Here is an 11,810-nt window from a genome sequence, read left to right as displayed (position 1 = left end):
GCAGCTATGTTTGACAAAAAATATAAATTAACCCATATCATTACTGCGTTCGCACTCTGTGTGCTCAGCTCGTGCTCTACTGATTTTATTGATCTGGAAGACCCGAATGCAGTTTCCAATGCCTCTTTTTACCAATCGCCAGGCGAAGTGGAAGCGGCCGTAAATGGCATTTACCAGTCGCTGCGCAATGGCAACGGAATCGGCGAAACGAGCGCGCTTTACAGCGAAGAGCGTTCAGACAACACAGGCAGGAACGACAACCAGTCCAATGCCGGCGAGCCGTTTCAGTTCAATGACTTTTCGCTTTTGCCCAGTAACACTTACCTGAAAAGCCACTGGCTGGCATTATATCAGACCATTACGCGCTCCAACCAAGTTCTTGAAGGAATTGAGAAGGTGAGCTTCACAGACAATGAGCTGAAAGAGAAATACAAGGCCGAAGCCAAATTCATGCGTGCACTCATCTACTTTCATCTTGTGCGGAGATGGGGCGACGTGCCATTGATTACCAGGCCATTGACTTTTGCGGAAGTGCAGGAAAACACGTTTCGGGAAAAGCAGGATGTGGTTTACCAGCAAATCGTCACCGATCTGACCGAAGCCGTGAACAGCCCGCTGCCAAATGTGCAAACGACCGCATTAAAAGGGAAAGTGACCAAAGCCGCCGCAAATGCATTGCTCGGACAAGTTTACCTGACAATGGCCACCACGCTGGATCAGACAAACCGGACGGAGAATCTGACGCAGGCCAAAAATTATCTGACCGCCTGTTACGACCTGCGCACATTCGGGACATTGAAAGAGATCCCGTATGCCGATGTTTTTGATGTATCTAAAAAGTCTACGGTTCCGGAAATCATTTTCCAGGTTGTTAACAAGCAGGGAGACATTAACTTTTCGTCGGCCATTGCACGGAACAACCAGGCTAAAGGTGAAACGATCAACTCGCTCATAACTTCAACAGGCGCGGGCGGCAATGTTACGCCCGACCTTGTGCTGGATTATGAAGAAGCTGACGTCAGAAAGGATTTTAACATTAAGTTCGCTAATGACATTATCGTACGCGATTATTTTATTACCAAATTCCGCGATGCGAGCCCTGCGGCAACAAACCAGGGTTTTGGGGGAAATGATTGGATATTGATCCGCTATGCCGACGTAATTTTAATGTTGGCCGAAGTCAATATGTATCTTGGAAATGAACCGGCAGCCATCGGTTTTCTGGACCAGGTAAGGGAACGCGCCGGTCTGCCTTTGTATGCAGCATCGATCCGCAATACAACTTACCGGACCAAATACCCGACACTGAAACTAGCGATTCTGCACGAGCGTCGCGCGGAACTTGCGTTTGAAAACCACCGGTGGTTTGATCTGTTGCGTTTCTTCACAACCGATGAGCTTGTTGCGTATTTTAAGGCAAAAAGCCAGGATAATTTTGGCCTCGCTAAGCTTTCAAACTTTGGCCCCAAGGACCGCTACTACCCTATTCCGTTCGATGAATATAAATTGGATCCCACTAAAATGTACCAAAATCCGGGATATTGATCTAAATTATTGACTATCATACTGGAACGTTCAGTTAGCCGGGCAGCAATGTCCGGCTACTTAATTTTTGTCAGAGTCCTTCTAACGGCCCACATGAATCAATACTGGTAGCCTTAATCATTTACGGCTTTCATCTTTCTTAATTGCCTATTTTCCGCCAATAGGTTGTGCATGTTTGTAGTGGGATTGAAGTAAAAACTCCTTGGAGTTTTCATCTGATAGATTTAGTTCAATCATTTGTGCCAAGGCTTGCTTTTTATCCTTGGCTTTATCGTAAAAACTCTTACAAATCTTGTAACCAACAAAGTAGCCCAGATCTCGGCAGTTCTTTCCGGCAATTTCCTTTTCTGCATAAAGCCATCCTTTCGAGTTGCCGATGTCTTGATACATATCTTTTTGGAATTCTTGCCATATTTCTGCTTCATGCTTTTCACCAAAAGCGTTGTGTCCGTCGGGAAACCGTTCAGCCAAGCGCTGGCCTAGTACCAGCTCCGATACAAAATCAGCCATTCCTTCAACAAGACATTGACTTAAGAGACTTTTATGAGATGCCATGTATGCCTGGGCGGCTTGCTCGTCTTTCATGAGATTGTTAATATTTCGCTGTACCCATTGCTGAGTATGAACAAATTCATGAAGAACAAGAGGAACAGCCCAGTCCGGGCTTTGGTTTGCCGCAACTTCTGTCCCGATGTAAACAGTGTCATCTTGGATTGTTCCACCAGAGTTGTTAATGCCAACACAAAAGTAGATGTCACCGTCCCGAAAATTAGGATAGACAACTTTAAACTTTTCGATTTTTTCCAATATCCTGGATTCCTGATCAATAGCGGACAAAATAAACGGCCTTTTTTTCAAGAGAGTGGACCTGTCGGTGGTCATAAATTTGAGCCATTTCTGCGTGTTGCCACCCCGCAATTCCATAAATTCTCTTAATCCCTTACTGGCCTTATCGACATACAGTTGTTGAACAAATGATGCCTGTTTCACTGTGTCGGACGTAGTCATGACGCTATCCAGCGCCTGGTAGAATCGGGGAAGGTCTTCTGTATGCAACTTGATCTGTGCATAAGTGTGGCGGGATGCAAAAAGAAGACATGAAAAACAGAGTGATAGGGCAATTTTTAAAATTTTCGATTTCATGATTATGGATTTGGGCCTGCTAAAATGTAGATGCCATCTATGAATAAACCCTTCTCATTTTAACATGGTTACTGGTGTTTATTACCAATGGTACCTTTTCTATCTTGACTGAGCTATTATCCAGACCAAACCACTGTGCCTCCGAATTGGTAATGCTTTTTATAGCGAAATAAAACTTCATGACAAACTCTTCATGCCATGGCAGGTCATTTTCAACTGACAGGTATCGTTCCAATACCACAAAACGAAAATCGCCGGTAATATTTTGGCGGTTAAGTGACTCATAACGGCTGGTAATATCCACCTCGTTATTTCGCACCATATCTTCAACCACATTCCTTAGAAACATGTTGATGCGCTGCTCAACACGGAAACCCAATATGAAATTAATTTTAATCACATCATCCACGGCCCTTACATCCACATGATAGTCCATTGTGTAAGGCTCGTCTGTCGTCTCAACATGCACAAACCAATAAATATCCGCCCGTTTTGGTCTCTTTTGGAAAATAGAATAAATGATCTTGTTCTCAATCTGGTTATCTTCTGCCGCATTGGACATAAAGATCAGGTGTGTTGCATACTTAGGAATACTGATATCGTTACTGAGCTCTTTGAGTGCAGGAATATGCTTATCAAGGTCTTCAAACTCAGTTAACCTAAGCTTAATCACATTCGCTCGTAACCAAACAGCCATCAACGCAATAATGATGGTTGCCAACAGTAACGAGACCCAGCCCCCGTGCATAAATTTTAAGAGGTTAGCCGCCAGAAACGAGCCCTCCAGTGCCAGGTATACTGCAATAAATGCACCGATCCATAATTTATTGATCTTATGAACAAACAAATAGTAAGAGAATAAGAGTGTGGTCATGATCATTGTCATTGTAATGGCCAGACCGTAAGCCGCTTCCATATTGGATGACTCTTTGAAATAGAGCACAACGCCAATGCAGCCTGCCAATAAGAGCCAGTTGACACTGGGTACATAGAGCTGTCCTTTTTGATCGCTTGGATAGATCAGGCGGACTTTTGGCCAAAGATTCAACCTGATCGCTTCTGAGACAAGGGTAAATGAGCCACTAATCAGCGCCTGGCTTGCTATGATAGCTGCCATGGTCGCTACGCAAATTCCCGGAAGCAGCCACCAGTCTGGCATGATCTCATAAAACGGTTTACGGCCGTTCAGCACTTCCCCTACATGCATCGCAAGCCAGGCCCCTTGGCCAAAGTAATTGATCACAAGACAGGTCTTTACATAAATCCAGCTAATCCGGATATTTCCCCTGCCGCAGTGGCCCAAGTCGGAATAGAGGGCCTCCGCCCCAGTTGTACATAGAAAAACGGACCCTAAAAGCCAGAATCCACCTGGATGCTCTGCCAGCAGCTGGTAGGCATAATATGGATTGAAGGCTTTAAAAATTTCCGGATGATAGATTACCTGCGAAAGCCCAAGCACAAGCAGCATTAAAAACCAGACAAGCATCACCGGTCCAAATGCCCGGCCCACGATCGTTGTCCCAAATACCTGTATGACAAACAGCAATGTCAGGATACCTATAACGATGGGGATAGTTTGTATGTGGGGATAAAGTATGCGAAGACCTTCGACGGCCGATGAAACCGAAATAGGTGGCGTAATGATACCGTCAGCAAGCAGCGTGCTAGCCCCTATGATTGCGGGGATCGTCAACCACTTTGCATTTCGTCGGACCAGGGCGTATAAAGCAAGTATGCCCCCTTCACCATTATTGTCGGCGCGCAGGATCAGTATTACGTACTTAACAGTCGTTTGAAGTGTCAATGTCCAAAAAATGCAAGATACCGATCCGTAAACAACGTCCAGGGCGATCGGCGCATTACCAATAATGGCTTGCATGGCATACAAAGGTGACGTTCCAATATCACCGAAAATAATCCCTAGTGCAACTAAAAGCCCCGCAGCAGAAGCCTTTTCTGTATGTTTTGAACTCATTCTTGTCTGATTAATAATTTACTTATTCGGCCAACGCTATAATTTCGCAATGATAAAACATTATAATGTGATCTGCTGCCGGTGTGAACTTAAATTGTAATAACAAATTAACGACATGCCTGCCTAAATTAAACAAAGAAAAAGGAGCGTTCAGCTGCATTTAGCCGAACGCTCCTTTTTAATGTTGCGTAATAACAAAATTTATTGCACCTGTTTTAACGTACCTACGATTACAAGTGCGAAAATGAAGCAAATACACAGGTTCATAAATGAGGCCATAACCGCCATTGCCTCTCCTCTGTTATTACGGAATGGAATGACCCGCAGGTAAATGCAAATGAGCGAAATCACCAGGTAACTGGCCACCATCAGGTACAAATCGTCCCAGAAAATGCTTTTGCTGACAAATGCTCGGTTTCTATTTCAATCTCTTCGTCTATTTCTTCGCCGGGGTCAAAAAGCATCGCCGTACAAAAACAGTTTTTATATGCCTTGCCTGCCAGCGTCTGGTAGTTTACGATGGCTGCGGCCACACCGCAATTCGCAATTGCAATAATCGCTTTGCCTTCGATCATTTTAGCCTCAATGTCGGCTGGGCTACGCTTCGGGGTTGCTTTTTGAAATCTTACAGCTTTATGTTCAGCGATCATTTTATTGTTTCAAATGTTTTCAAGAGACATTATAAAAGGCTGTTCCAGAGTTATCCAATCTTAAAATATAAATGCAACCAGCTATAAGACAGCTAGTTGCATTTATATATTTTTTACAACATGTACTTTTACCTATATCATTTTGATAGGCATTATCAGATTGATATTATGCTTTGGCAAGTTTGGCCATCTGTAATCCATCTTGTAAAGTGAATTTTGACGAGCATTGTCGTATTACCCCCTCTTAATAGTCGCTTTAGTACCCAACTTGCTGCAAGTGCTTTCCGTAATATTGTTCCGTAAAATTGTTTAAAAAATCAAATGAGAAAAATCATTACAAACACCTTCATGACCTTGGATGGTGTCATGCAGGCTCCGGGCGGCCCGGATGAAGATACTGAAAGTGGATTTGAATATGGTGGCTGGTCGGTAACTCAATGGGATCAGCTCATGAACGAGGCAATGATTGAAGCTATGAAGAAACCATATGATCTCTTATTAGGTCGTGTTACCTACGAAATTTTTGCGGCTCACTGGCCAACGTTAAAAGATGACCCCACAGCTGACTTGTTTAACCGAATCAACAAATATGTTGCAACAAATTCACTGACTGATACAGCCTGGGAAAATACGGTGCTACTCAATCAAGATACAATTGAGCAGATAAAAAACCTCAAGTTAACCGAAGGCATTGATTTACAAGTACATGGCAGCGGCAACCTGATTCAATCTTTGCTGCGCCATGGACTTATTGATCAAATGAATATTTGGATCTATCCCCTTGTTATTGGAAAAGGCAAAAGACTTTTTGGGGAGGGGACAGTCCCAGCAAACTTCAAACTGGTCAAACACATAGTCTCAACTACCGGTGTCATCATTACGTCCTTTGAGCAGAATGGGAAAGTACCAATCGGCTCATTCGCTTCTTAGTTATCATTTTGGACCATAGACATATCAAAACTACCTGCCTAATGGCTATTACTATCCGCAGCCTCATTGCATCGGACTGGCCGGCAATCAAAGATATCTACCAGCAAGGCATTGACACCGGCGATGCAACCTATGAAACGCAAGCACCCGAGACCGAAGTGTTGAAAGGCAAGTTTCTAAGTGAACCGCAGCTTGTAGCGGTGGATAATGGTCAAATCATTGGATGGGCAATGCTATCGGCTGTTTCCAGTCGTTGCGTGTATGGCGGGGTGGCTGAAACGAGCATTTATGTTCATTCCGGATTTCATGGGCGCGGTGTCGGCCGCGCGCTGCTATCCTCCTTAGTTCCGCTGAGCGAAAAGCTTGGTTTCTGGACATTGCAGGCGCAAATATTTCCTGAAAATAAAGCAAGCATTGCACTTCATGAGCAGCAAGGGTTTCGCCGGATTGGATACCGTGAGAAGTTGGGGAAACGCAATGGAATTTGGCGGGATGTTTTGTTTTTGGAACGCCGAAGCTTGGTAGCTGGAAATGATTAATATGAAAGAACCCATGCAAAGAAACGGCTTTGAAGGTGCGCTACGCGGAGCTTCCGCAGGTATTCAAAAATAAGTTGGGATAAAGGCGCCGCTCCATGCAGATATAGCATGACGTCATCGGGTTATGGAAGTATTTTAGCGATCATGTGGGCTTGATGCCCTCCATAAATTTGTCCATTATTGAACTTCTTATCGGTGAAAATGATAGCTTCCCCTGAATCCTAGAGAACATTAAGCATACAAATGACATTTGCAATAATTGGGGCGAAGCTTACAAGCCCGGCAATAAGAATTTCGGTCCAATCAGAACTTACCGCCTATTTCAAAATCACCTCCCGCAACCGCTCTTCGTGTTCATCGCTCCATTACCCAATGTGGCAATCACGGGGATTAACGTTTTTCCAAAGTCAGTAAGGCTGTATTCTACTTTTGGGGGTACGACGGGATAAATTTTCCTAGTAACCAGTTCATGATCTTCCAATTCTTTTAACTGAACATTCAAAACCCTGCGGGAAGCGTCGGGGATTTTGCGTTGCAGTTCGCTTGGGCGTTGATAACCCTGGTCAATAAACCAAAGTAAGCGGATTTTCCATTTGCCATAAAGGACTTCACCGATCAGGTCAAGTCCGCAATTCAGGTTTGGTGTTGTCTTTCTCTCATACATATTTCAAAATTAAGCGTATGTATCAGTTCGTGCAATAGGGGATCAATTTATCCCTATATGAATCGTAATTCCGTACTTGTGTAAACCTCATCTACACGCCAATTTTGTCCTATCATTCATTTTTAACCAAAGGACAATACAATGGAACAGTTTAATTTCAACAATGAATTATCAGGTAAAATTGCCCTGGTAACCGGGGGCACCAAAGGAGCCGGAAGAGCAATTGCAGAAAGGCTTTTGCAAGCTGGCGCAACCGTGATTATAACCGCGAGGAACGCACCGGAAGAGCAAAACGAGAAGCTGCATTTCATTTCAGCTGATTTAAGTAAGGCAGAAGGATCACAAAAGGTCGTTAGCGAGGTGCTTTCCGCTTATGGAAGGCTGGATATTCTGGTAAATAATCTTGGTGGTTCATCAACACCCGCTGGTGGATTTTCTGTATTGAGTGATGAAGATTGGGAATCAACGCTGCAAGCCAATTTGCTTGCCCCGGTTCGGCTGGACAGAGGATTTTTACCACAAATGATCGATCGAAAAAGTGGTGTTATTATTCACATTGCTTCCATACAGGGCATACTGCCTTTGTACGATTCAACTTTGCCTTACGCAGCCGCCAAAGCGGCACTGAGGAATTACAGTAAAAGCTTATCCAACGGGGTTGCCTCTTCGGGTGTCCGCGTGCTGGCTGTTTCGCCAGGCTGGATCAATACGACAGCATCGGAAGCCTGGCTGGGCGAACTTGCAAGAAACGCGAATAGTACGGTAGAAGAAGCGCAACAGGGCGTGATGGATGCATTAGGTGGAATACCATTCGGTAGACCTGCCCAACCAGAAGAAGTTGCAGAATTTGTTGGCTTTTTGGTTTCGCCAAGAGCAAGTTACCTTACAGGGACAGAATATGTCATTGACGGCGGAACTGTTCCCACTATTTAACAACCTCAAAAAAAACACAGAAATGAACTTACCGAAAGTAGTATCCGATTTAGTAGAAACGCAAAACAACTTTGATAGCGTTGCATACGCCAATTGTTTTTCTGAAACAGCCGTAGTTTTCGATGAAGGAAAAACGCACAATGGGAGAAAAGAAATAGAACGTTGGATTGCCGATTCCAACGAGCGCTACAAGGCTATCATAAAGCCTGTCGGCTTTGAAGAAAAAGACAATGAGAGCCTTTTAAAAGCAGAAACTTCGGGAAATTTTCCCGGAAGCCCTATTGTATTGAGTTATCATTTGGAAATAGTTGATGAATTGATACAGTCGTTGAAAGTCACAGGATAAGTGGGAATGGCTAGCATTAGCCATTCCAATTTAGCGCTAATGCTTCTTCCGTTGCCACTGAGGTCCTGGCAAGCATCTTTTCTTCAAACGATGCAAGCGCTTCATGCACTGTTGTAAATTCTTCTGAGAAAAGCGCTTCGTAAAGCTCCAAAGCATCCAGCATTGCCTGATTTACTCCGTCTCCGGAAGGCGGCGTCTGATGAGCCGCATCACCGATCATCGTTAAGTTTGCGATTGTCTGCCACGATTGATCTTGCGAAAAGTAATATTGTGGCCGTGAAACAAAATAGGATTCATCTGTCGAGAATATTTCATGCCAATCATTGCTCCAATCGGAAAACCGCTGTTTGAACCAAGTAAACACAGCCTCCTTGTTTGAAAAATCAATGCGGGAAGTTTTCGTCCATTCATCCGGCTCTTCCGTGATCGTATAAAATGAAAGGGAGCCTTCCCCTTTTGCGCTCAGCAAAATTGTCTTACTGTTCCAATGTGCAAAAATCTTTCCTCCACTGATTAGCGCCCACAAATGCGGTGCATTAACAGCCGCGTTGTAAATGTTGCCTTCAACAATCGTGAGACCCGAGTAGGTGCGTTCAATATCTGTGATATATTTCCTGACCTTGGAGTTTGCCCCATCTGATCCAATTACCAGGTCCGCATACGCAGTAGTTCCGTTTTCGAAAACCAGATCCCAGCCACTGCCGTTTTGTTTTAGTTCGGTAAATTTCGAATTCCAAACAACCGTGTTCTCATTCAGGGATGCGATGAGTAAATCACGGAGTGGCCCACGGTGCAAAATTTCGTGTTTGAGACCGGTGTATCCCTCGAAATAATTAAATGTGCCAGCGATTTCTTGCATCAGCCTGTGCCGGAAAACATCGAAAATCTATATTATAAATTGAAATGTGAAGAACTATTATGCCACATATTTACCATACTGACCCAGCGTGAAGCTGTGCCTGTTAGCGCTATGCATATCAAGGACATTAAAGCCATTTACGCGGTGAAGGCCTATTTACAATCCAATTTCGATCAATCACCAAATATTGCGGTGCTGGCCAGGAAAGCAGGCATGAGTGAACCCAAGCTACGAAAGATTTTTAAGCAGACATTTGGCAAAGGGGTTTTCGAATACTATCAGTCGGGACGAATGCATAAAGCGGCTCAGTTGCTCAGGGAGAAACGGCTAACAGTTTCTGAGGTGGGTTATCAGATGGGGTTTACTAATCTGAGCCATTTCTCAAGAGTTTTTGAGCAGCATATCGGTGCCAAGCCAAAAAAATATTCAACCTGGCAGGTAGTTAATTAATACAAAGCCAGGATGAACAAAAAGGTGGTCTAATTCAGTTAAAACATGCAGGCTGTGAAACGAGGAAACAACTCTTCGTTCCAAAGGCTAATATTCCTTAACCGGCAGCCAGTGTTATTATTTGGTTTTGGTGTTATTTAATACGGCTTTGTCACTTAAAAATTCAACGGCTATCCTGCATAGCATTTCGCCTTTTTCGTCCGGCATTTCATGCCCTACATTAGGATAAACACATAATTGTCCATAGCGAAGTGCTTCAAAAATCGCTATCGTATGGCCCAGTTTGATCATGTCCCTGTCACCACGAATCAATAACACCGGTACACTGATGCTGGCGATCTTGTCATCTGGAATTTTGATTTCCCTTTCCCAAGTCTTTTGATTGTCTTCCCAAAACTTGATCCATTTTTCAGGTTCGGGATTCATCCGCTGATAGTTTTCTAACCAATCCTTATCCTCTTTTACCGCTTCAACGGTATATTCCTTTAACAAACCGCGGGCTTCATCACTTATTCCACTGGCTTTAGAGTTTGAAGCACCGCTCACAACTTTCTTAATTTTGTCAGGTCTGTTGGCTGCAAGCAGCAATGCAGTGTTTCCGCCCGTGCTCCAACCCATCACATAAGCACTGTCTAGCTTCAAATGGTCAATCAGCTGCGAGCAATATTCTGCCATTAGTTCACCACTTAAGCTGTCGGCATGCTCGGAGCGGCCGTGTCCCGGCGCATCCGGCGCTATAACCCTATAATGTTTTGAGAGTTCGGGAATGATGCCCGCTAGGTTTTCGATCGAGCCCAGCCCTTGGTGCAAGAGTAGCAACGGAATTCCTTTACCATATTCCTCGTAATAGATTTTCGTATCGTGTATTGTTACATATTTTCCATGATTTGACCCATATTTAACAGGTGTTACTACCTGGCTGCCAGGTTTTTCAACTCGATTGCAGGAAGCAATGAACAAAATGACTAAAACAAAATAAATGAGTCGTTTCATCTTGATGGATCTAAATACGCGATTAGACATATATGTAAATTTCAAGATTAAATACGCAATTCTTGCGACGAGTGTTGATTTGTCAAAATCATTTACTGCCTTCACGTAATATTTCAGACGACCAAAATACAGTGTCCTAGGTCAGCGGCCCCAAACAGAGAGCTCGTTTTGGTCCGGATCTAGAAAATGAAAGCGCCGGCCTCCGGGAAATTCAAAGATATCTTTGACAATGGCGCCGCCCGCAGCCAGGACTTTGGCCCTGGTCGCTTCTATACTTTCAGAGTAGAGAATAACAAGAATACTGCCCTTGACAGGTGTGCCGGTAGTGAAACCGCCATCCACAAAATCGCCTTCGAAAGCACAATAGTTGGGCCCGTAATCCTTAAAAATCCATCCGAAACTTTCAGTGTAAAACTGTCTAATGCGTGGGATGTCCTGAGTAAGGAATTCGATGTATTGAATTTGCTCGTGCTTCTCGCGGGTATTTGTTTCCATTTTTAACAGGTTTGCGGATTCGTTAAATATACTAAGTCATTCACGTGAATAGGACTCCAGAAATACCATTCACCTTTATTTTTGACTCTTTCACGCCCTACCATTGACCAGTGGCTCCCTTAGGTGAACAGAATTAGCTTTTCTTGGGGTTGATTTAACAAGTGTTTGATATTCTTTCACAATTTCAACATTTTAAGATCATGAAAACAATGGCAAGACACCAAACTTTAAAAACCTGCCTAATTGCAACCGAACTCCTGGCGCCAGCCAACCAGGCATTGCTTACCA

At 43.9% G+C, this 11,810-nt stretch carries 13 protein-coding genes; 6 read left to right on the top strand and 7 right to left on the bottom strand.

From position 1 onward, the window contains the following. Window positions 1-6: 6 nt before the first annotated feature. A complete protein-coding gene (locus L0659_RS13085; RefSeq protein WP_235126521.1) occupies window positions 7-1,545 on the top strand; it encodes a RagB/SusD family nutrient uptake outer membrane protein in 1,539 nt (512 codons plus the stop codon). A gap of 147 nt (window positions 1,546-1,692) precedes the next feature. Here L0659_RS13085 and L0659_RS13080 read toward each other — a convergent pair whose 3' ends face one another. The 3 genes from L0659_RS13080 to L0659_RS13070 all read right to left on the bottom strand — a co-directional run bounded on the left by L0659_RS13080 (window position 1,693) and on the right by L0659_RS13070 (window position 5,313). Then, complete coding sequence (locus tag L0659_RS13080) at window positions 1,693-2,688, bottom strand: hypothetical protein (protein ID WP_235126519.1); 996 nt, start codon at window positions 2,686-2,688, stop codon at window positions 1,693-1,695. 37 nt (window positions 2,689-2,725) lie between these two features. Further along, the gene (locus L0659_RS13075) at window positions 2,726-4,663 is read right to left on the bottom strand and encodes a KUP/HAK/KT family potassium transporter (protein ID WP_235126518.1); all 1,938 of its coding nucleotides are present in this window, start codon (window positions 4,661-4,663) and stop codon (window positions 2,726-2,728) included. Window positions 4,664-5,031: 368 nt separating this feature from the next. After that, the gene (locus L0659_RS13070; RefSeq protein ID WP_235126517.1) at window positions 5,032-5,313 is read right to left on the bottom strand and encodes a hypothetical protein; all 282 of its coding nucleotides are present in this window, start codon (window positions 5,311-5,313) and stop codon (window positions 5,032-5,034) included. A gap of 321 nt (window positions 5,314-5,634) precedes the next feature. On the opposite strand from L0659_RS13070, the gene L0659_RS13065 reads away from it, so the two are divergent. Both L0659_RS13065 and L0659_RS13060 read left to right on the top strand, forming a co-directional pair. Further along, a complete protein-coding gene (locus L0659_RS13065; protein WP_235126516.1) occupies window positions 5,635-6,243 on the top strand; it encodes a dihydrofolate reductase family protein in 609 nt (202 codons plus the stop codon). A gap of 41 nt (window positions 6,244-6,284) precedes the next feature. Continuing rightward, window positions 6,285-6,782, top strand: a complete 498-nt coding sequence (locus L0659_RS13060) for a GNAT family N-acetyltransferase (protein ID WP_235126515.1) — start codon at window positions 6,285-6,287, stop codon at window positions 6,780-6,782. Window positions 6,783-7,110: 328 nt separating this feature from the next. On the opposite strand, the gene L0659_RS13055 is transcribed toward L0659_RS13060, so the two are convergent. Continuing rightward, window positions 7,111-7,446: a helix-turn-helix domain-containing protein gene (locus L0659_RS13055; RefSeq protein WP_235126514.1), complete on the bottom strand. Its 336-nt coding sequence runs from the start codon at window positions 7,444-7,446 to the stop codon at window positions 7,111-7,113. A 141-nt stretch (window positions 7,447-7,587) separates the two neighbouring features. Here L0659_RS13055 and L0659_RS13050 point away from each other — a divergent pair, with 141 nt between their 5' ends. Together L0659_RS13050 and L0659_RS13045 are read left to right on the top strand one after the other, a co-directional pair. Next, window positions 7,588-8,379 carry an SDR family oxidoreductase gene (locus L0659_RS13050; protein WP_235126513.1) on the top strand — a complete coding sequence of 264 codons (792 nt, stop codon included), beginning with the start codon at window positions 7,588-7,590 and terminating at the stop codon, window positions 8,377-8,379. Between the two features lie 22 nt (window positions 8,380-8,401). Beyond that, a complete protein-coding gene (locus L0659_RS13045) occupies window positions 8,402-8,725 on the top strand; it encodes a nuclear transport factor 2 family protein (protein WP_235126512.1) in 324 nt (107 codons plus the stop codon). Window positions 8,726-8,741: 16 nt separating this feature from the next. On the opposite strand, the gene L0659_RS13040 is transcribed toward L0659_RS13045, so the two are convergent. After that, window positions 8,742-9,584, bottom strand: a complete 843-nt coding sequence (locus tag L0659_RS13040; RefSeq protein ID WP_235126511.1) for an NAD(P)/FAD-dependent oxidoreductase — start codon at window positions 9,582-9,584, stop codon at window positions 8,742-8,744. A 39-nt stretch (window positions 9,585-9,623) separates the two neighbouring features. On the opposite strand from L0659_RS13040, the gene L0659_RS13035 reads away from it, so the two are divergent. Further along, on the top strand, window positions 9,624-10,034 hold the full coding sequence (locus L0659_RS13035; protein WP_235126509.1) for a helix-turn-helix transcriptional regulator: 411 nt from the start codon (window positions 9,624-9,626) through the stop codon (window positions 10,032-10,034). Window positions 10,035-10,151: 117 nt separating this feature from the next. On the opposite strand, the gene L0659_RS13030 is transcribed toward L0659_RS13035, so the two are convergent. Beyond that, on the bottom strand, window positions 10,152-11,072 hold the full coding sequence (locus L0659_RS13030) for an alpha/beta fold hydrolase (RefSeq protein ID WP_235126508.1): 921 nt from the start codon (window positions 11,070-11,072) through the stop codon (window positions 10,152-10,154). Between the two features lie 96 nt (window positions 11,073-11,168). After that, window positions 11,169-11,522 carry a VOC family protein gene (locus L0659_RS13025; RefSeq protein ID WP_235126507.1) on the bottom strand — a complete coding sequence of 118 codons (354 nt, stop codon included), beginning with the start codon at window positions 11,520-11,522 and terminating at the stop codon, window positions 11,169-11,171. Window positions 11,523-11,810: the final 288 nt, after the last annotated feature.

Source organism: Dyadobacter sp. CY347 (assembly GCF_021502655.1).
GTDB lineage: Bacteria > Bacteroidota > Bacteroidia > Cytophagales > Spirosomataceae > Dyadobacter.
The sequence above is the reverse complement of the archived record's forward strand: the minus strand, read 5'-3'. Positions and strand labels throughout refer to the sequence as shown.